18 protein-coding genes are annotated in these 18967 nt (G+C 73.6%); 13 read left to right on the forward strand and 5 right to left on the reverse strand.

The window, feature by feature from the left end; translation table 11 throughout:
• Positions 1-396 precede the first annotated feature (396 nt).
• The 6 genes from K1J57_RS29195 to K1J57_RS29220 all read left to right on the forward strand — a co-directional run bounded on the left by K1J57_RS29195 (position 397) and on the right by K1J57_RS29220 (position 8503).
• Positions 397-2700 (forward strand): FdhF/YdeP family oxidoreductase, encoded by a 2304-nt coding sequence (locus K1J57_RS29195; protein WP_220561912.1) that lies wholly within the window; start codon positions 397-399, stop codon positions 2698-2700.
• Between the two features lie 50 nt (positions 2701-2750).
• Complete coding sequence (locus K1J57_RS29200; RefSeq protein WP_220561913.1) at positions 2751-3347, forward strand: hypothetical protein; 597 nt, start codon at positions 2751-2753, stop codon at positions 3345-3347.
• Positions 3344-4288: a phosphotransferase family protein gene (locus K1J57_RS29205; protein WP_220561914.1), complete on the forward strand. Its 945-nt coding sequence runs from the start codon at positions 3344-3346 to the stop codon at positions 4286-4288. Before K1J57_RS29200 ends, K1J57_RS29205 begins: the two co-directional genes overlap by 4 nt.
• 455 nt (positions 4289-4743) lie before the next feature.
• Positions 4744-6027 carry a 3'-5' exonuclease gene (locus K1J57_RS29210; protein WP_255646680.1) on the forward strand — a complete coding sequence of 428 codons (1284 nt, stop codon included), beginning with the start codon at positions 4744-4746 and terminating at the stop codon, positions 6025-6027.
• On the forward strand, positions 6024-6737 hold the full coding sequence (locus K1J57_RS29215) for a DarT ssDNA thymidine ADP-ribosyltransferase family protein (protein ID WP_220561916.1): 714 nt from the start codon (positions 6024-6026) through the stop codon (positions 6735-6737). Before K1J57_RS29210 ends, K1J57_RS29215 begins: the two co-directional genes overlap by 4 nt.
• Positions 6734-8503, forward strand: a complete 1770-nt coding sequence (locus tag K1J57_RS29220; RefSeq protein ID WP_220561917.1) for an ADP-ribosylglycohydrolase family protein — start codon at positions 6734-6736, stop codon at positions 8501-8503. The genes K1J57_RS29215 and K1J57_RS29220 overlap by 4 nt, the downstream gene beginning before the upstream one ends.
• A gap of 92 nt (positions 8504-8595) precedes the next feature.
• On the opposite strand, the gene K1J57_RS29225 is transcribed toward K1J57_RS29220, so the two are convergent.
• From K1J57_RS29225 to K1J57_RS29235, 3 genes are all read right to left on the reverse strand, one after another.
• Positions 8596-9846: an aromatic acid/H+ symport family MFS transporter gene (locus K1J57_RS29225; protein ID WP_255646681.1), complete on the reverse strand. Its 1251-nt coding sequence runs from the start codon at positions 9844-9846 to the stop codon at positions 8596-8598.
• Positions 9847-10131: 285 nt separating this feature from the next.
• On the reverse strand, positions 10132-10446 hold the full coding sequence (locus tag K1J57_RS29230; RefSeq protein WP_220561918.1) for a hypothetical protein: 315 nt from the start codon (positions 10444-10446) through the stop codon (positions 10132-10134).
• Positions 10447-10502: 56 nt separating this feature from the next.
• A complete protein-coding gene (locus K1J57_RS29235) occupies positions 10503-11378 on the reverse strand; it encodes a helix-turn-helix domain-containing protein (protein WP_220561919.1) in 876 nt (291 codons plus the stop codon).
• Between the two features lie 152 nt (positions 11379-11530).
• Between K1J57_RS29235 and K1J57_RS29240 the strand changes: the two genes are divergently transcribed.
• The gene (locus tag K1J57_RS29240; RefSeq protein WP_220561920.1) at positions 11531-11746 is read left to right on the forward strand and encodes a 4-oxalocrotonate tautomerase family protein; all 216 of its coding nucleotides are present in this window, start codon (positions 11531-11533) and stop codon (positions 11744-11746) included.
• Between the two features lie 620 nt (positions 11747-12366).
• Positions 12367-13188, forward strand: coding sequence for an alpha/beta fold hydrolase (locus K1J57_RS29245; protein ID WP_220561921.1), 822 nt, complete (start codon positions 12367-12369; stop codon positions 13186-13188).
• Here the strand turns inward: K1J57_RS29245 and K1J57_RS29250 are convergent.
• Positions 13154-14197: a hypothetical protein gene (locus K1J57_RS29250; protein WP_220561922.1), complete on the reverse strand. Its 1044-nt coding sequence runs from the start codon at positions 14195-14197 to the stop codon at positions 13154-13156. The two genes, K1J57_RS29245 and K1J57_RS29250, sit on opposite strands and share 35 nt — an antisense overlap.
• Before the next feature lie 243 nt (positions 14198-14440).
• On the opposite strand from K1J57_RS29250, the gene K1J57_RS29255 reads away from it, so the two are divergent.
• Together K1J57_RS29255 and K1J57_RS29260 are read left to right on the forward strand one after the other, a co-directional pair.
• The gene (locus tag K1J57_RS29255) at positions 14441-14803 is read left to right on the forward strand and encodes a VOC family protein (protein ID WP_255646682.1); all 363 of its coding nucleotides are present in this window, start codon (positions 14441-14443) and stop codon (positions 14801-14803) included.
• Positions 14804-14899: 96 nt separating this feature from the next.
• Complete coding sequence (locus K1J57_RS29260; RefSeq protein WP_220561923.1) at positions 14900-15373, forward strand: carboxymuconolactone decarboxylase family protein; 474 nt, start codon at positions 14900-14902, stop codon at positions 15371-15373.
• Between the two features lie 55 nt (positions 15374-15428).
• Here the strand turns inward: K1J57_RS29260 and K1J57_RS29265 are convergent, their stop codons facing one another.
• A complete protein-coding gene (locus K1J57_RS29265) occupies positions 15429-16058 on the reverse strand; it encodes a LysE family translocator (RefSeq protein WP_220561924.1) in 630 nt (209 codons plus the stop codon).
• A 149-nt stretch (positions 16059-16207) separates the two neighbouring features.
• On the opposite strand from K1J57_RS29265, the gene K1J57_RS29270 reads away from it, so the two are divergent.
• The 3 genes from K1J57_RS29270 to K1J57_RS29280 all read left to right on the forward strand — a co-directional run bounded on the left by K1J57_RS29270 (position 16208) and on the right by K1J57_RS29280 (position 18965).
• On the forward strand, positions 16208-17770 hold the full coding sequence (locus K1J57_RS29270; protein ID WP_220561925.1) for a GMC family oxidoreductase: 1563 nt from the start codon (positions 16208-16210) through the stop codon (positions 17768-17770).
• Between the two features lie 187 nt (positions 17771-17957).
• Complete coding sequence (locus K1J57_RS29275; protein WP_220561926.1) at positions 17958-18170, forward strand: helix-turn-helix transcriptional regulator; 213 nt, start codon at positions 17958-17960, stop codon at positions 18168-18170.
• 114 nt (positions 18171-18284) lie between these two features.
• Positions 18285-18965 carry a YceI family protein gene (locus K1J57_RS29280; protein WP_220561927.1) on the forward strand — a complete coding sequence of 227 codons (681 nt, stop codon included), beginning with the start codon at positions 18285-18287 and terminating at the stop codon, positions 18963-18965.
• Positions 18966-18967: the final 2 nt, after the last annotated feature.

The following is an 18967-nucleotide window of genomic DNA, read 5'->3' on the forward strand; positions in this document are numbered from 1 at the left end:
GGGGCGGCAGGGGCGACAATGGCCGCGCCGGACTCCGCGCCGATCCCCTTCGACGGCGGATCGAAATGTCCCTCCGCCGGACCGGGAAAACCGGACGCGCGGCCCCGGCCCACGGGCGGGCGCGCCGCGAGAACCGCGGGCGGCACGGCCGGCGGCCGGGGAAAGGCATCGCCTCCCCACCTCACACGCGCCGCCGCCCGCACACCCGGTGGCCCGGAACCGCCGCCGAAAGGGGATATCCCGCGGACCCGCGGAACATAAGGGATATCGCGGAACCGAATACACGACGGGAATCCACCGCCGCGACGGTCAATCCCTTGACCGACGGGACAAGAGCGCACGATCCGCCCCGGGGCGCCTTTGAAGCGCGCCCCCGCACGGTGGGACAATGCGGCCATGAGACGCCACCGCCCCGTACCCGCGGACACCGCGCAGGACGCCCCGCGCATCGACCCGCCCAAGACCTCCGCCGCCGGACTGCCCGCCGTCCTCAACAGCGTCCGGCAGGTCGGGGAGAACGCCGGGGTGCGGCGCGGACTGCCCGCCATGCTCGCCCTCAACCAGAAGCGCGGCTTCGACTGCCCGGGCTGCGCCTGGCCCGAGGGCGACAAGCGCCACCGCGCGGAGTTCTGCGAGAACGGCGCCAAGGCCGTCGCCGAGGAGGCCACCACCCGCCCCCTCACCGCCGACTTCTTCGCCGAGCACTCCGTGAGCGCTCTGGCGCAGCGCTCCGGGTACTGGCTGGGGCAGCAGGGGCGCCTCACGCAGCCCCTCCACCTGGCCGAGGGCGCCGACCACTACACCCCCATCGGCTGGGACGACGCCCTGGAACTCGTCGCCGCCGAGCTGCGCGCCATGGACGGCCCCGACCAGGCCGTCTTCTACACCTCCGGGCGCACGAGCAACGAGGCCGCCTTCGCCTACCAGCTGCTGGCCCGCCAACTGGGCACCAACAACCTGCCCGACTGCTCCAACATGTGCCACGAGTCCTCCGGGTCCGCCCTCACCGAGACCCTGGGCGTGGGCAAGGGCAGCGTGTCCCTGGACGACCTGTACCGGGCGGACCTCATCATCGTCGCCGGGCAGAACCCCGGCACCAACCACCCCCGCATGCTGACCGCCCTGGAGCGCGCCAAGAGGAACGGCGCCCGCATCGTCACGGTCAACCCCCTGCCCGAGGCCGGGATGCGCGAGTTCCGCAACCCCCAGCACCCCGGCGGACTGCTGGGCCGCGGAACCCAGCTCACCGATGTGTTCGCGCAGATCCGCCTGGGCGGCGACCTCGCCCTGTTCTCCGCGGTCAACCGCGTCCTGCTGGAGACCGACCGCGACGGGTCCCGCGTCCTGGACCACGACTTCATCGACGCCCACACCCACGGCTTCGACCTGTTCGCCAAGGAGCTCCTGGACGAGCCCGCCGACGCCTTCTGGGCCCGGGTGGAACGCGACACCGGCCTGGAGCGCCCGCTCATCGAGGAGATCGCCGCCATGGCCATCGCCTCGGAGCGCACCGTCGTGTGCTGGGCCATGGGCCTGACCCAGCACAAGCACTCCGTCCCCACCATCCGCGAGGTCGTCAACTTCCTGCTGCTGCGCGGCAACGTCGGCCGCCCCGGCGCCGGGGTGTGCCCGGTGCGCGGCCACTCCAACGTGCAGGGCGACCGCACCATGGGGATCTTCGAGCGGCCCTCCGACGCCTTCCTGGACGCCCTGGGCGCAGAGTTCGGGTTCTCGCCGCCCCGCGGGCACGGCCACGACACCGTCAACGCCATCCGCGCCATGGCCCGGGGCGACGTGCGCGTCTTCTTCGCCATGGGCGGCAACTTCGTCGCCGCCACCCCCGACACCCATGTCACCGAGGACGCCATGCGCCGGGTGGGGCTGACCGTCCACGTGTCGACCAAGCTCAACCGCTCCCACGTGGTCACCGGCGCCCGCGCGCTCATCCTGCCCGCGCTGGCCCGCAGCGACCGCGACGTCCACGGCGGGCGGGAGCGCTGGGTCACCGTCGAGGACTCCATGAGCCGCGTCCACGCCTCGCACGGCGTGCTGCGGCCGCTGTCGGAGGACATGCGCTCGGAGGTGGACATCGTCCGCGACCTGGGCGCCCGCCTGTTCGGCCAGAGCCCGGTGGCCTGGGACGCGTTCGCCGACTACGACCGGATCCGCGACCACATCGCCGCCGTCGTGCCCGGGTTCGACGACTTCAACGCCAGGGCCCGGCAGCGCAACGGGTTCACCCTGCCGCACGCGCCGCGCGACCACCGGCGCTTCCCCACCGCCACCGGCAGGGCCAACTTCACCGTCAACGGCACCTACGCGCCCCGGGTGCCGCAGGGGCGCCTGCTGCTGCAGACCCTGCGCTCGCACGACCAGTACAACACCACGGTGTACGGCCTGGACGACCGCTACCGGGGCATCACCGACGGGCGCCGCGTGGTGCTGGTCAACCCCGAGGACGCCGCCGAGCTCGGTCTGGCCGACGGCTCCTACACCGACCTGGTGGGCGAGTGGTCCGACGGGCGCGAACGCCGCGCGCCGCACTTCCGGGTGGTCCACTACCCGACCGCCCGCGGCTGCGCCGCCTCCTATTTCCCCGAGACCAACGTCCTGGTGCCCCTGGACTCCACCGCCGACATCAGCAACACGCCCACCTCCAAGTCGGTGGTGGTGCGTTTCGAGCCCGACAGCGGGCTGTGACCCGCCGCGGCGGCCCCGGACCGGGGCCGCCGCCCGACACGAGAGCACCGATGCTGCCCGCCGCGCCCGCGCCCATCGCCTCCTGGTCCTGGGAGGTCTCCTCCGACACCGACGACCTCACCCTCGCCGACGCCTGCGACCGGCTGCACACCGCCGCCGACGTGCTGGCCGGCGAGGGCCTGTGCGCCCCGCGCACCCTGCGGGTGTCCTGGCTGCGCCCGGGCGAGGGCTACTCCGGCTTCGCCTCGCTCATGGACCTGGACCCGGCAGCCGGGGCCACCGCCGCCGACCTGGCCGAACGGGTGCCGGTGGGCCGCCCGGCAGGGCTCCCGGACGCCGAACCCCAGGCGCTCACCCTGGCGGGGCCGGGCACCTGGATCGACGCCGCGGGCGAGGAGCGCCGCGCCCACGGCCTGGCGGAGGCCACCGTGTACCTGGCACCCTGGTTCCTTGAGGTCACCGTGGGGGTGCGGCACGACGTCTGGCTGCGCGCCGACTTCGCCGGCCGGCCCCACCCGCAGGTGTACCGCCGCAACGCCCCGCGGCTGGCCGCCGCCCTGGAGGGGATCGAGAAGGCCCTGGGCCTGGAGACCTCCCCGGGCGAGCCGACCCCGCACGGCGTCCCCGACAGGTACGGCATCTCATGACCGCGCCCGTCCACAGGAGCACCCCGCTGTCGGGCGGCACCTACAACACGGTGCACCTGCTCGCCCACACCGACGGCACCGAGACCGTGCTCAAGACCGAGCCGCCGGCCGCGCAGCCGCGCCTGTCCTACGAGCACCGGCTGCTGCACACCGAGGCGCGCTTCTACACCCTGGCCCGCCCCCTGCCGGGAGCGCTGCTCCCCGACCCCCTGCGCCTGGAATCCCTGCCCGGCGAACCGGAGCGGTACCGGCTGCTCCTGACCCGGCTGCCGGGAGTCCCGCTGGAGGAGGTGCGCGCGGGGCTGTCCCCGACCGGGCTGGCCGCCGTCCGCCGCGCGCTGGGCGGGGCCGTGGCCGAACTGCACACGCTCACCGGCACCGGGTTCGGCTACCCGGACCGCCCGGCCCTGGCGGCCACCGCCTGGCCCGACGCGTTCGCGGCGATGGTCGGGGCGCTGCTGGCCGACGCCGACCGCACCGGGGTGGCGCTCCCCTGGGGTCCGGACCGCATCCGCGCCGCGGTCGACGGCCACCGCGGCCTGCTGGGGGCGGTGGCCACCCCGGTCCTGGTGCACTTCGACCTGTGGGACGGCAACATCCTCGTGGACGGGGCCCCCGACGCGCCCGCGCTGAGCGGGATCATCGACGCCGAACGCGCCTTCTTCGGCGACCCGGCCGCCGACCTGGTCTCCCTCGCCCTGTTCGGGGACATCCGGGAGGACACCGCGTTCCTGGACGGGTACCGCGAGGCCGGCGGGACCCTGGAGTTCACCCCGGACCTGCTGCGCCGCCTGGCCCTGTACCGGGTCTACCTGCACCTGATCATGTACATCGAACCCGCCACCCGCGGCGTCCCGGCCGACCGCGCCGACCGGCTGCGCGCCTTCCTGCGCCCCCTCCTGGACGCCGACCTCGCGGCCCTGTCCCGCCCCCTCCCCTGACCCGCGGGCCGGGGAGGCCCGGACTTCGGGGCCCGGCCCGCCCCGGCGGGTGTGCTCGGCGGCGACCCCCGCGGGACCGATCCGGACACGTCGGCGCCCCGGCCTCCCCTTTTTCCCCGGTACCGGATATCCGCGCCGGTCAACGGCGGGGAAATCACCCCTGAAAACCGGCTCGCGATCCCGGACCGGGATCGCTAGGGTTAATGGCGCTTTCCGCTCCCCTCATGACATCAATACAGATCACACACCCCCGGTCGAGACCACCCCGACACCCCCGAAGGGCTCGAGTCCCGAATCGGTCGTTCAGCCCCGATTCCCGTGATCCGTTCGACAAATGAAAAGAGGAGACGCCTGTGTCCCTTCCCACGCCCCGCGGGCGCCAGGGAGACGTCGTATACCTGCCCCGAAGCGGCCATCACGTGGTCCTGGGAACCGCAGGAACAGGAAAGACACTCATGGCGGCCTGGCGCGCCGCCTATCTCTCCTCCCCCGATACCCCAGGGCACGGAAGAACCCTTCTCGTCACCTACAACAAAACCCTCGCCAAGTACCTGGAGGGCATTCCCGGCCTGCGGGTCCGCGACCTGGACGTCCGCACCTACGGGCGCTTCTCGTGGCACTACCTCTCGAACTCCGGACTCGTCCGCGGCAGCAACATCCTCGGCGGCCCCGCCCGGATCCGGATCATCGAAAAGGCCGTCGACGCGGTCTCCCCCGCCTACCGGGGAAGCCGGCTGTGGGACCGGGGCCCCGCCTGGTTCGCCGACGAGATCTCCTGGATCTCGGGCATGGGCTTCACCGAGCTCGACCATTACACGGACTCCGAACGGCGCGGCCGGGTGACCCCGCTCTCCAGGGGGCTGCGCCCGGTCATCTGGAAGGTCATGGAGAACTACCGCGACCTCCGGCGCGACGCGGGCTACGACTTCGACTGGGACGACATCGCCACCGCCGTCCGGGAGCGCCTGGCCGCCGACCGGCGGGAGCACCTGTACCGCCACATCGTGATCGACGAGGGCCAGGACCTGTCCCCCGAGCAGATCCGGTCCCTGGTCGACGCGGTGCCCGAGGACGGATCGGTCACCTTCTTCGGCGACTACGCACAGCAGATCTATGGACAGGCCATGTCCTGGAAGTCCTGCGGCCTGAGCGTGCGCAGGGTCGAGCGCTTCCGGGACAACCTCAGGAACTCCAAGGCCATCGCCGACCTGGCGACCGCCGTGAGCGAGATGCCGTTCTTCGAGAAGTCGGACGACTTCGTCGCCCCCCTGGCGCCACGTGCCACGGGCCCCCGGCCGACCCTGGTCCGGTGCTCGGGCGAGGACGAGGAGCTGCGGGTCGTCCGGGCGACGGCCGAGCGCCTGGGCCGGGACGGCACCGTCGCCGTCATCGCGCGCACCTGGGAGGCGGCCGACCACGCCTGCCGGGGGATCAGGGCCACCCGGCTCAGGGAGGGCGGATTCACCTGGCAGGCCCCGCCCGGCGTCTACAAGACGACCTACCACTCCGCCAAGGGACTCGAATTCGACGCGGTCGTCCTGCCCCTGTGCGGGGCGGAGAGGATTCCCGACAGGGACGTCCTGGAATCCTTCGACGAGAAGGACGCCCACGCCCGCGAATCCAAGCTCCTCTATGTGGCCATCACCCGCGCCAGGTCCGAACTGGTCATCACCTACAGCGGCACGCGGAGCCCGCTCCTGCCCACCGATCCCGCGCTCTTCACGGAGGTCCGGCCGTGACGGCCACGGAAACGGCGTTCGACGAGGCACTGGGCCGGTACGGCGTCACCAGGCTCGCCCATTTCACCCCTTCGCTGAATCTGCGGCACATCATCGAGGACGGCCGGATCACCAGCAGCCGGGATCTGGCCGAGAACGCCCCCGAATACTTCTCGCCCACCGACAGGGAACGGTTCGACGGGCATCCCGACAAGATCTGCTGCACCTTCCAATACCCCAACGCCTACTATCTGGACCAGGCCCGCAGGAGGCCCGAGTACACCAATTACCCGGACTGGGTCTGCGTGCTGCTGTCCCCCGTCCTCGTCGCCCGTCCCGGAGCGCTGTTCTCACCGCGCAACGCCGCCGCGGGACGCGGATCCCACCTGCGCGCGGGCCTCGAGGGCCTGGAATCCTGCTTCGCCGAGCGTGTGGGAGGCTACACGCGCAAGCACCGGCACCTGGCCGGCGCGGCCACGGACCTGCAGGCCGAGGTCCTCGTCCCCGGTCCGATCGACACCTCGTTCATCACCGCCGTCGTGGTCTCCGGCGTGGAGCAGGCGGCCCAGGAGTTCTCCAGGCTGCGCATGTTCGGCCTGCGCCCGGAACGCTTCGTCTGGGCGGTCTCCCCGGAGCTGTTCGACAAGAACGAGCTGCGCAGGAGAATCCATGAGGGGGTACCCATCGTCCCGGCCCCCTGGACACCGGCGCACGACCGTGAGGGAGCATGACGCAGCCCGCATCGACGCAGAACAACCCCGACCGGTACCGCGGATCGCTCCTGGGCGCGGCCCTGGGCGACGCCCTGGGCTGGCCCCAGGAACAGCGCAGCGGGATCATCGGGGAAGCCCGCAGCGGGCACGCCGAACCCTCTTTGGAACCGCGCCCCTGGAACCGCTGGGGCGGGTCCCGCCACCGGCGCTACCGCGACCCCGTGGCGGCGGGCGAGTACAGCGACGACACCCAGTTGCTCCTGGCCACCGCACGGGCCTGCCTGCGGGGCCCCCGCTGGTGGGAGCACCTGACCGCCGTGGAACTGCCCACCTGGACCGTCTACCAGAGGGGAGGCGGGCGGGCGGTGCTCAGGGCCGCCGCCTCCTGGCGCTCCGGCACGGCCCCCTGGCTCGGCGCCCCCGGGAACAGGAACGCCTATTTCCGGGCCGGGGCCAACGGGGCGGCCATGCGCGCCGCCCCCCACGCCCTGCTCCTGGGACCGGGCACCGAAGAGGAGCTGGTCGCGCGGGTCGTGTCGGACGCGATCACGACCCACGGACACCCCCGGGCCCTGGTCGGGGCCGTCGTGCACGCGCTCGCGGTAGGGCGGATGCTGCACCGCGCCGAGGTCATGGAATACGGGGGGCTGGTCTCCTGGCTGCTCACGACACCCGCCTGGCCGGATCCCGTACCCGTCCGCTCGGCCCTTCCCCGGGAGTGGGTCCGCGCGTTCGAGGAGAACAGCGGCATCGGCTTCGACACCGCCTGGAGCGCCACCGCCGAGGAGATGCGCGGGCTCCTGGGCACCTGTGAACGCTCCCTGGAGAGGTCCGCGCTCGCCGACGACGAGAAGACCCTCCACGAACTCGGCTGTTTCGACCCCTCGGTCAACGGCGCCGGGACCGTCACCGCCGCCGCGGCCTGCTACCTGGCGGAGAGGTTCGCCGTCAAACCCGGCTCCGGCCTGGTGAAGGCGGCCTTCCTGAACAACGCCGACACCGACACCCTCGCCTCCATGACGGGCGGGATCCTGGGGGCGCTCCAGGGGACGGGCTGGCTCTCGGGGCCGGCCGACACCCTCCAGGACCGCGCCTACCTGGAACGGATCGCCGAACGCCTGCTCACCGCCTCCGCCGGCGCGGACACGGACGCGGAGACGCGCCCCCCGGGAACCGTCGTGGACGTGGACCGCTGGTCGGGGGAACTGGACCACGGCGAGCCGGCGGCCTTCCCCGACGGGCGCGCGGTCTCGCGCGCGCGGACCACCGTCCTGGACGGAGGGCGGGAGGGTGCGGCGACCGTCCGCGTCCGCCTCCTCCTCGGTGACGGGCAGCAGGTCGTGGTCGACCGGCCCGCTTCCCCCGCGGCCCCGGACCGCACCCGGCACACCGGGGGCCGTGATCCGGAGGCCGGGCCGTCGGGCCTGGCCATCCGCGTCGCGATCCACGTACGGGACGTCGAGAGGACCCGGGACTTCTACGCCCGCGTCCTGGGCGTCCGCGTCGCCCGAAGCGGTCAGGTGCTGTACCTGAACCGCTGGCTGGCCTTCCTCCACCACCCGGGCCTTTCCGGCTCCGGTACGGCGCAGGTCACCGTCTCCTGCCGGGATCCCGAGGGCGTCCGGGAACGGCTCGCGAAGGAGGGGGTGGAACTCCTCCCCCCGGGGCCGGACGACACGGCGGGGTCCCTGCGGCTCCTCGATCCGGACGGGAACCAGGTCCTCGTCTGGCCCGTGTCCGGCCCCCTCGCCGACTCGGCGGCGGGCAGGGGGCCGCACGGCTGAACGGCGCGGATGGCGGAACCGCGGGCCGGGGAGGTCCGGGCTTCGGGGCACGGCCCGTCCCGGGGGGCCGGGGCGGGCCGTGCGGGCGGGGGTCAGGCGCGGGTCCCGGCCTCGGTCCCGGCCGCAGGGTCGCCCGCGGCGGCCGGGCGCTTGGCCGCGAACACCGCGAGCCCGCCGACCAGGCCGACCACCGCGAAGATGTAGAACCCCCACGGGTAGGCCAGCCCCGCCGTCAGCAGCACGCCGCCGATGATCGGGCCGGTGATCGCGCCCAGGCGCCCCACGCCCGCCGACCAGCCCAGCGCCGTCGCCCGGTTCGCGGGCGGGAACATGCGGCCGATGTAGGCGTAGACCAGCACCTGGGAGCTGAACACGAAGCAGCCCGCCAGGAACACCGCCACGTACGCGCCGACACCCGGCAGCTTGATGCTCAGCGCCGCCAGCATCAGCGCCGAGACCCCGAACCACACCAGCGCCGCCCGGCGCGGGCCGACCCGGTCGGCCACCGACCCGGCGACCAGCAGGCCCGCGACCGCGCCCGCGTTCAGCGCCAGCAGCAGGCCCAGGGCCGCGTCCAGCTCGTACCCGGCCTCGCGCATGATCTGCGGCAGCCACGTGTTCAGGCCGTACACCAGCAGCAGGCCGGTGAAGGACGCCAGCCAGAACGCCAGGGTGGAGCGCGCGAACCCGTTCTGGAACAGCGACTTCACCGAGGCCAGGCCCGCGCCCACACCGCCGGTCCCGGTCCTGGCGGCGGGGGTCCCGAAGGACTGCGACTCGGGCAGGTGTCGGATCATCAGCGGCACCAGCACCAGGGCGGGCAGCGCGCCGATGACGTACATGGCCCGCCATCCCAGGGAGGGCAGCACGATGATGCCGAGCAGGGCGGTGAGGACGGCGCCCACGTGGTAGCCGGTCATCAGCGTGGTGGTGGCGCTGCCGCCCTTGCCGTTGCGGGCGTACTCGGTGGCCAGGGCGATCGCGGTGGGCAGGCAGCCGCCCAGGCCCACGCCGGCCAGGAAGCGCAGCAGCCCGAAGACGAACAGGGTGGGGGCCACCGCGCACAGCGCGGTGAAGAGGGAGAAGCTCGCGACGGCGAAGATCAGCACCTTGCGGCGGCCGATGACGTCGGTGACGGTGCCGATGGACAGGGCGCCGATCGCCATCCCGGCCAGGCCCGCGGTCGACACGGCGGATCCGCTGTTGGGGGTGATGCCCCACTGGCCCTGGTCGAGCAGGGTGGGGAGCGTGGTGCCGAGCACCACCATGTCGAAGCCGTCGAGCATGACGGCGGTCCAGCACAGGGGCATGAGCCACCCGGCACTGCGGGCGGTCTGGTTCACGGTGCGCCTCCTCGGTGTTCCGGGCGCGCGGGGGCGCCTCGACGTACGTGTCGTGGATGTGACGCAGGGCGGTCCACTGCGTGAAGCGCGACACAATCACGCATATTGCCACTGTTTCGCAGAACGCACAAAGGTTCGCATAGCGAACAAAGGTGGGCATGGCTCTCCCCGTGTCCGGGAACGCCGACCCCGCCGGGGATCCCGCGCCGGGGGACGCGTCACCGCCCGGTAGAAAAAGAAGAGAACCGCCCGCGCCCCGGCCGCCGGGGACGCCCGGGACGCCGCTCAGCGGGCCCGCAGCGGCGGCCGCCCCAGCACCTCGACGTACACGATCCGGCCGAACACCACGTCCAGGTGGAGCATGCCGACCTCCGGCATCAGCGCCACCGTCCGGTGCCCCTCGCTGAACTTCGTCCCCCGGGGGTGGTCCGCCGTGTAGAAGCTCTGGCAGAAGTCGTCGGCGCACTCGCACGCCCGCACCAGCCGGATGTCGTGGGCGACGATCGCCAGGTCCCGCTCGCCCTCCGCCTCCAGCAGGGCGGCGAGCTCGGCGACCAGCTCCGGGGGGACCTCGCGCACCAAGGGGGGTTCACGATCCATGGACCGAGCCTAGGACGCCGCGCCGACACCCCGCCCCCGGGCATCACCGCCCTGGACTACGAGAAGGCGTGATCGCTCCCGGGCCGGGCGTCCGGCCCGAGGTCCTGGGTGCCCAGGACCGAGAGCAGGTCCAGCTGCTCCGCCGCCCCGGTGCCGATGACCGGACTGAACCACAGCAGCCGCTGTCGGCCGTCCTCACCGAACAGGGTCAGGCAGTTCACATCGACGGCGCCCAGGCGCGGATGCAGGATCCGCTTCCGGTCACCGCGGCGCACGGCGATGTCGTGCCGTTCCCACAGGGCCGTGAACTCCGCGCTGCGCCGCAGCAGGTCGGCCACCAGGGCATCGGCCTCCTCCCGTTCGCGACCGTTGCGGCGGGCGATCGCCGCGCGCAGGTCCGCGACGAACATCCACGACTGGCGCGGGTGGTCCTCCACCGGGTAGAGGGACCGCGCCGCGGGGTCGGTGAACCACCGGTGGACGAAGCTCGCCCCCATGCCGGTGGCGGGCGGGGCCGCCCCGAACAGGGCGACGGCGAGGCGGTTCTGCACGAGCGTGACGTGCAGGTCGGTGATGACCTGGGCGGGTGTGGTGGTCAACCGGTCGAGCAGGTCCAGCATGCCGGGGTGGACGTGCGAGGACGGGCCCCCGGAGGGCGGGACCGGGCGTCCGGCCAGGTGGTACAGGTGGTCACGCTCGTCCGAGTCCAGGCGCAGTGCGCGGGCGAGCGCCACCGCCATCTGCTCGGAGGGCTGCGCGCTACCGCGTTCGAGCTCGATGTAGTAGTCGACGGACGCCCCGGCCAGCTGGGCCACCTCCTCCCGGCGCAGCCCCGGCACCCGCCGCCGGGGCCCGCCGGGCAGGCCGACGTCCGCCGGGCGGATCCGGTCGCGCCGCGACCTCAGGAAGACACCGAGTTCGGTCAGGTTCATCCCTCAAGTCTCCGGCAGGCGCGTGCGCTGATCCAGGGGGCGGCGCCCCCCGGGTGAACGGCCACTGGAACCGCGGCGCCGGCACGGCGAGTCTGGTGCCGACACGCAGAGGGGGCCGGCCATGAGCGCCGGCATCACCGGGAGGAACGACCATGCCCTACGCCAACTTCAAGGTTCCCGCGGGCACGCTGACAGAGGAGCAGAAGGAGGTCATCGTCCACCGCACGACGGACCTGTACGCGGAGATCTACGGCGACCGGGTCCGCCCCAACACCATGGTCCTCGTCGAGGAGGTCGCCGACGGCGGCTGGGGAATCGGCGGTGACGTGCTGACACTCGCCATGATCCAGGGACCGTCCCGGACCTGACGGGTCCTCCCCCGCCCGTGTGCGACGACCGCACACGGGCGGCCCCTCCGCCCTCGCGGCGGAGGGCGGTCGGCATCCGCCCGCCGTGCCCGTGTTCCACGACGCCGGGACGCCGGGAACACCCGAGGTCCCGTCGCCGTGGGAACGGGAAGGGGGCACTCAGGCGGAGGGAGTCCGGAGCGGGGCGGTCGTGGCCGGAACCGGCATGGACCCCCTGCCCCGGCGCGGATTCTGCGATCATCGTGGCCAACCCGCCCCCGGCGAAACGGTGCCATGGCCTCTCCCCTGCGCGACGACGACCCCACCACTCTCGCCCCCTACCGACTGCACGGGCGGATCGGCTGCGGCGGAAGGGGACAGGTGTTCCTCGGCCGCTCGCCTCGTCGCGATCAAGGCCGTGCGGCCCGAGCTGTCCGAGGACGTTACCTTCCGGCGCCGCTTCGCCGACGAGGTCGCGGCGGCCCGCCGTACACCTACGAGTTCACCCCGGCCGTCTGGGGCAGTATGGCCCTGCACCTGCTGGTCGTTCCGACCGTCGTGGCCACCGTCCTGTTCGTGCGCAGGCTGGGGGCCATGCAGGCGGCCCGGCTCAGTGCCCTCCCCGAACGACAGGAGCACCCGTGACCGCGCACACCACCACCCCCGAGGGCGTCCACGTGTGGGAGACCGCCGGGCCGCCCCGGGCCCTGGTCCAGCTCCAGCACGGCTACTCCGAGTACTCCGAGCGGTACGTCACCCTCTACGGCGGCCTCATCCCGCACCTGGTGGAACTCGGTTTCGAGGTGTGGGCCCAGGATCTGGAGGGACACGGCGACTCCCCCGGCCGCCCCGGGTCGCCGGACGTGCGCCGCTCCGTGGTCGACCACGTGCTGACGCGGCGGCGCATGCGCGAACGGGGCCTGCCGGTCCTGCTCTTCGGGCACTCCCTGGGCGGGCTGGTGACGGCGGGATCGGTCACCGTCGACCCGCAGGACGTTGCGGGCGTGGTGCTGACCTCCCCGGCCCTGATCCCGCTCCCGCCGCCACCGGTACTCGAGGCCGTGAAGCTGGTGGGGCTGCTGTTCCCCCGGCTGCCCGCGCCGATCCCCCGGCGCGGACCCGCCCGGCTCACCCGCGTCGCGGAGTACGTCGAGGCGGGCGAGCGGGACACACGGGTCTTCCGGGGGCGCATGCCCCTACGGACTGCGGCGAGCGTGCTGGAGGTCAACGCGGGCGTCCGCCGAAGGATCGCGCACTGGCGCACCCCGTGCCTGGTGGTGCACGGCACCGGGGACAACGTCACCGACGCCGGGCAGAGCCGCGCGTTCGTGGAGTCCCTGCCCGTCGAGGACAAGGAGTTCCACCCGGTGGAGGGCGGCTACCACGAGCTGCTGCACGACATCGACGGGGCGCGGACCCTGGAGCTGGTCACCGCCTGGCTGGACCGCCGCGCCCGCCGCTGAGCCGGGCCCGCTCGGCCTCCGCCAGTTCGGCGAGCATCGCGGCCTTGCGTTCGTCGGAGGTGAACGCCGCCCGGATCGCGTTGCGCGTGAGGTCCGCGAGCCGCTCGGGCCCCAGGCCGAGCCCGGCCGCCAGGGCGTACTCCCGCTCGATCGTCGTGCCGAGCTGGACGGGGTTGTCCGTGGCCAGGGTGACCGGGACGCCCGCCTCGACCAGCCTCGTCAGCGGATGCCCGTCGACCTCCGGCAGGACCCCGAAGTAGGCGTTGCACGTCAGCGCGCACTCCAGCGTCACGCCCCGGTCGGCCAGCAGGCGCATCAGCTCCGGGTCCGCCGCGGCGTGGACGCCGTGTCCGATCCTGGTCAGGCCCGGCATCGCCGCGGCCGCGGCGATGTTGGCCGTCGACACCTCGCCCGCGTGCGCCGTGATCCCCAGCCCGGCCTCGGCGAACCGCTCCGCCAGCCGGTACATGGGGGTCCAGTCCGCCTCGGTGTCGTAGGGCGTGTAGAGGAAGTCGACCCCGGCCAGGCCCTCGTCCGCCGCCCGGACGCAGCCCTCGGCGAAGGCCGCCGTCTGCCGGGGGTCGCGCGCGCCGTGGACGAGGATCGCCAGGGCCTCGGCGCGCAGGCGCGGGTACTCGGCCCGGACCTGGCGCTCGGCCCGGCGGAACAGGGACATGAACCCGTCGCGGGTGACGACGTCGCCTCCGCAGCGGACCTCGACGTAGCAGGCGCCGGCGGCGGCGTGGTCGCGCATCAGCGCGGCGAACCTCGCGACGAACAGCTCGTCGTCGGCGTCCAGGGCGAGTGGGACCGGCTGCGTCGAACCGATCCGCAGCAGGCGCTCCCTGCCCGGCGGAACCTCGGCCGCCAGCCGCCGGCGCCAGGCGGCCCAGTCGTACGGCTCGCGGCCCTCGCGTTCGGCCAGGACCAGGTCGAGGTAGCGGGTCGCCTCCTGGTGGACGTGCAGGTCGGCCTTGGGCAACAGGGCGAGGGGTTCCGGGGGGTTCATCCCTCGAACCTAGAGGCCGCCGGGGGTCCGATCAAGCGGTCCCCGACCTGTTCTCCGTCCGCCGTTCTCGCAGTTCAGGGCAGTGGTGTCCGGCGCTCTCCGCTCCTGCCTCCGACGGAATTGGAACACTCGGAGCGCCACCTGGACAATGTAGATCAATACGGACACCCCGACCGGGCGGCCCGCCCCCGCCGCCCCGTGGTGTAGAAGGGGACGGTCCCCGAACCGGAAACCGGAGCCCCCATGCGCATGCGACCGACCGCGATCACCCTCGACTGCGCCGACCCCCTGGAACTGGCCGCGTTCTACTCGCGGGCCACCGGCCTGCCCCTGGACCCGCGGTCCACCGCCGACTTCGCCGCGCTGGAGCCCGGGGACGGCATCGCCCTGGCCTTCCAGCGGGTCGACGGGTACCGGCCGCCGCGCTGGCCCGGGCAGGAGGTCCCCCAGCAGATCCACCTCGACTTCGCGGTCGGGGACCCGGACACCGCGCAGGCCGAACTCCTGGCCCTGGGCGCGACCGCGCCCGCCGGGCAGCCGAACGCGGAGCGGTGGAGGGTGCTGCTGGACCCCGCCGGCCACCCGTTCTGCCTGGTCCGGGGCTGATCGTCGGACTCCTTTCCCGGAGGTGTCACAGAACGCGGGTCCGCCGTGTCTTCAAGGGCACCAGTGCATCACCACCGATGGCAAGGAGTGCCCTCCATGGAAACCCGTCTCAAGCTCCTCGGCAACCCGGCCGCGGAGAAGGCCCTCAAGCACCTCGCCGCGGTCGGCCGGGTCCTCGACGACTCGCCGCTGTCCAACGTCACCCGGGAGCTGGTGCTGCTCCGGGCCAGCCAGATCAACGGCTGCGGTGTCTGCGTCGACATGCACACCAAGGACGCCGAGCACGCGGGCGAGACCTCCACCCGCCTGCACCTGGTCTCGGCCTGGCGCGAGGCGACGGTGTTCACCGACGCCGAGCGGGCCGCCCTGGAGCTGACCGAGCACGCCACCCGCATCGCGGACGCCGCCGGGGGCGTGCCCGACGAGGTGTGGGACAACGCCGCCGCGCACTACGGCGAGGAGGAGCTGACGGCGCTGGTGACGGCCATCGCCGTCATCAACGCCGCCAACCGCCTGAACGTCATGACGCGCCAGCCCGCGGGCGGCTACCGCCCCGGCATGTTCGCCTGACCCGGTGGGAACACGGGCCCGCCCCCGGCCCCGGCGGCGGCCAGGGGCGGAGCCCTCAGGCGTGGCGGCCCGAGAGGGCGACGACGCCGCCCAGGCCGATCATCGCCACGCCGCCGCCGGCGGACAGGTCGGCCAGGCGCCGCGGGGAGCGGTCGAACCAGTGGCGGGCCCGCCCCGCCCCCAGCGCCCACAGGGCGTCGCACACCAGGGCGATGGCGACGAAGACCGCGCCGAGCAGGAGGATCTGCGCGGGCACCGAGCCGACGGCCGGGTCCGTGAACTGCGGCAGGACCGCCGCGAAGAACACCAGGGTCTTGGGGTTGGTCGCCCCGACGACGAAGCCCTGGGCCAGCAGCCGGGTGGCCGTGCCGTCCGCCGGCTCCGGCTCGGCCGCCCGGTGGCGGTGGCGGATCGCCGAGATGCCGAGCCAGACGAGGTAGGCGGCCCCGGCCAGCTTCAGGACGGTGAACGCCGTCGCGGAGGCGGCGACGACCGCCCCGACCCCGCAGGCGACCGCGACGATGAGGGGGAGGTTGCCGAGGGCGTTGCCGAGCACGCTGAGCAGGCCGCCGCGGCGGCCGAGGGAGAGGGAGCGCCCGACCACGAAGAGGACGCTGGGGCCGGGCACGAGGACCAGCAGGAGGGCGACGGGGATGAAGGCGAGGAGTTGTTCGGGAGGCACCATGCCCGCACGCTACTCCCCCGTGCGGCCGGCCCGCCCGTCGTTTTCCCGGCTCGTGCGTACCTCCGGGAGGGGTGAACCCTCCCCGGAATCGGGTACATTCCCGGCGCCCCGGGTTTCCCCTGCGGCGCCCCGGCCACTGGGAAGAGACCATGCACCACGAGAACACCCCCACTCACACCGGCACCGGCGAGGGAGCCGACTACATCGTGGTCGGCACGGGCCCGGGCGGCTCCCCGGTGATCCGGCGGCTGATCGACGCCGGGCACCGGGTGACCGTCCTGGAGGCGGGCCCCACCGACGCCCGGCCCGGCATCGAGGACCCGCGCGCGGCGTTCTCCCTCTTCGGCACGGAGATCGACTGGGGTCTGCTCACCGAGCCGCAGGAGCACCTGGGCGGGCGCGCCCTCTACCTGCCGCGCGGCAGGGTCCTGGGCGGGACCAGCGCGATCAACGGGATGGCCTACGTCCGCGGCGCGGCCGCCGACTTCGACGCCTGGGAGGCCGCCGGGGCCGCCGGCTGGGCGTGGCGGGACGTGGAACCGTACTTCCGCAGGCTGGAGGACTTCGGCCCCGGGCCGGGCGCCGGGCGCGGGACCGGCGGGCCGCTACCGGTTCGGCGCAACGACGACCCCGACCCGGTGGCCGCGGCGTTCGTCGCGGCGGCCGAGGGGGCGGGGTACCCGCGCAACGACGACTACAACGACGACGGCGGTCCCCTCGGGGCGAGCCTCGTCCAGGCCACCCTCGTGGACGGCGGCCGGGTCACCGCCTGGCGCGCCTACGTGGCCCCGGTCCTGGGCTCCCCGCTGCTGACCGTGGTCACCGAGGCGCACGTGACCCGCGTACTGATCGAGGACGGCCGCGCCGTCGGCGTGGAGTACCGCGGCCCGGACGGGGAGGCCCGGACCGTGCGGGCCCGGCGCGAGGTGGTCCTGGCCGCGGGCGTGTTCGGCACACCGCAGATCCTCCTGCTCTCGGGGGTGGGGCCCGCCGGGCACCTGCACGAGCACGGCATCACCCGGGTCGTCGACCTGCCCGGGGTCGGCGAGAACCTGCGCGACCACGCGGTCGTCCCGGTGGTCTGGGAGCGGGCCGGCGCGGCGCCCGGGGTCCCGGGCATGGGGGTGCAGGCGCAGCTGGTCCGCGAGGGCACCGAGAACTCGATGATCCGCCCGGACCGGCAGGGCATCGTCATCCCCTACGTCTACTCGACCGTGCAGGAGGGCCTGCCGGACTCGGGGTTCACGACGGTGGCGGTCGTGCTGCACCCGTACAGCACGGGCACGGTGCGGCTGCGCTCGGCCGATCCCGCCGACCCGCCGCGGATCGACCCCGCCACGCTGTCCGACCCCAGGGACGTGGAGGCCCTGATCGAGGAGGTCGCGGTGCTGCGGGAGCTGGTGCGCCGTCCGGAGCTGGCCGCCCACGTGGCCGCCGAGGTGCACCCCGGCGAGGTGGACCTGCGGGCCTACGTGCACGCGGCGGCCGACGCCGGGCACCACCAGGTGGGCACCGCGCGCATGGGGACCGACGCCCTCGCGGTGGTCGACCCGCGGCTGCGGGTGCGGGGCGTGGCGGGGCTGCGGGTCGCGGACGCCTCGGTCATGCCGTTCACCCCGGCGGGCAACACCGCCGGCCCGACCTTCATGATCGGCGAGCGCGCGGCGGACCTCCTCCTGGAGGACCTCGCCGCGGACCCGGACCGGCCCTGAGCACGGGCGAGGCCCCACCCCCCTTGCCCTATATATCGAATTTCGATAGATTCCTATCGTTGTCCGATGGAGGGGAGTCCATGGAAGACCCGGCCGCGCCGCCGTACGCCGCTCCCGGGACGGTGTTCGGTATCGTCGGCAGCGCCGAGGCCCCCCGGACGCAGGCCGAACCGAAAGAGGTCGTGTGATGCCGATCGTCGTCGACATCGACGTGATGCTGGCCCGGCGCAAGATGTCCGTCGGCGAGCTGGCCGAGCGTGTCGGCATCACCCCCGCCAACCTCGCCGTCCTCAAAAACGGCCGGGCCAAGGCCGTGCGCTTCACGACCCTGGACGCCCTCTGCGAGGCCCTCGACTGCCAGCCCGGCGACCTGCTGCGCCGGGAGCCCGCCGCCGAGTGACGCCGTTCATACCCCCCGGCGTTGAACCGGAGGACCCCCTCCCCCGTTTCCCGGGGTGAGGAGTCGGACGCACCGGGTGCGGACGACCGGTGATCCACGAACCCGAGGGGGACCATGCGAACCGGAACGAAGATCGCGGTCGGGGCGGGCGCGGCCGTCGTGGTGCTGGGCGGGGCGGCCCTGGTGTTCGGCCCCGGCCTGTACGCGGGGATGAACGCCGACCGGGCCGCCGAGGAGCCCGCCGTCGACTCCCCCGGGGTGGCCGACGTGACCGACGCGGCCGAATTCGACGGCGACTGGACCGTGGCCGGGGGCGAGTCCTACGCCGGGTACCGGGTGGACGAGGTGCTCCAGGGCGAGGACGTCACCGTCACCGGCCGCACCCCGGACGTGACGGGCACCGTCTCCGTCGCGGACGGGTCGGTCACCGCCGCCGAGATCACCGTGGACATGGCCACGGTCGCCACCGACAGCGACGCCCGCGACGCGTACTTCCGCGACAACGCCCTGAACACCGACGAGTTCCCGACCGCGACGTTCGCGCTGACCGAGCCGGCGGCCGTGGAGCCGGGCGCCGAGTCCGTGGCGCTGGTCGGGGACCTCACCGTCCACGGGGTCACCCTGCCGGTGACCGTCGACGCCGAGGTCGGCCTCACCGAGACCGGGGCGCGGGTCGCCGGGAGCGTCCCCGTCACCTTCGCCGACTTCGGCGTCCAGGCCCCCGACCTCGGCTTCGTGTCCGTGGAGGAGGCCGGCGAGGTCGAGTTCCTGCTCGACCTCGTACAGAATCCGTGACC

The organism is Nocardiopsis sp. MT53 (assembly GCF_019598965.1).
Taxonomy (GTDB): Bacteria; Actinomycetota; Actinomycetes; order Streptosporangiales; family Streptosporangiaceae; genus Nocardiopsis; species Nocardiopsis changdeensis.

Excerpts from the sequence above, each read along its gene's own strand:
- K1J57_RS29195 (WP_220561912.1), top strand. The coding sequence starts at position 397 with ATGAGACGCCACCGCCCCGTACCCGCGGACACCGCGCAGGACGCCCCG.
- K1J57_RS29200 (WP_220561913.1), top strand. The coding sequence starts at position 2,751 with ATGCTGCCCGCCGCGCCCGCGCCCATCGCCTCCTGGTCCTGGGAGGTC.
- K1J57_RS29205 (WP_220561914.1), top strand. The coding sequence starts at position 3,344 with ATGACCGCGCCCGTCCACAGGAGCACCCCGCTGTCGGGCGGCACCTAC.
- K1J57_RS29210 (WP_255646680.1), top strand. The coding sequence starts at position 4,744 with ATGGCGGCCTGGCGCGCCGCCTATCTCTCCTCCCCCGATACCCCAGGG.
- K1J57_RS29220 (WP_220561917.1), top strand. The coding sequence starts at position 6,734 with ATGACGCAGCCCGCATCGACGCAGAACAACCCCGACCGGTACCGCGGA.
- K1J57_RS29230 (WP_220561918.1), bottom strand. The coding sequence starts at position 10,446 with ATGGATCGTGAACCCCCCTTGGTGCGCGAGGTCCCCCCGGAGCTGGTC.
- K1J57_RS29235 (WP_220561919.1), bottom strand. The coding sequence starts at position 11,378 with ATGAACCTGACCGAACTCGGTGTCTTCCTGAGGTCGCGGCGCGACCGG.
- K1J57_RS29240 (WP_220561920.1), top strand. The coding sequence starts at position 11,531 with ATGCCCTACGCCAACTTCAAGGTTCCCGCGGGCACGCTGACAGAGGAG.
- K1J57_RS29250 (WP_220561922.1), bottom strand. The coding sequence starts at position 14,197 with ATGAACCCCCCGGAACCCCTCGCCCTGTTGCCCAAGGCCGACCTGCAC.
- K1J57_RS29255 (WP_255646682.1), top strand. The coding sequence starts at position 14,441 with ATGCGCATGCGACCGACCGCGATCACCCTCGACTGCGCCGACCCCCTG.
- K1J57_RS29260 (WP_220561923.1), top strand. The coding sequence starts at position 14,900 with ATGGAAACCCGTCTCAAGCTCCTCGGCAACCCGGCCGCGGAGAAGGCC.
- K1J57_RS29265 (WP_220561924.1), bottom strand. The coding sequence starts at position 16,058 with ATGGTGCCTCCCGAACAACTCCTCGCCTTCATCCCCGTCGCCCTCCTG.
- K1J57_RS29270 (WP_220561925.1), top strand. The coding sequence starts at position 16,208 with ATGCACCACGAGAACACCCCCACTCACACCGGCACCGGCGAGGGAGCC.
- K1J57_RS29275 (WP_220561926.1), top strand. The coding sequence starts at position 17,958 with ATGCCGATCGTCGTCGACATCGACGTGATGCTGGCCCGGCGCAAGATG.
- K1J57_RS29280 (WP_220561927.1), top strand. The coding sequence starts at position 18,285 with ATGCGAACCGGAACGAAGATCGCGGTCGGGGCGGGCGCGGCCGTCGTG.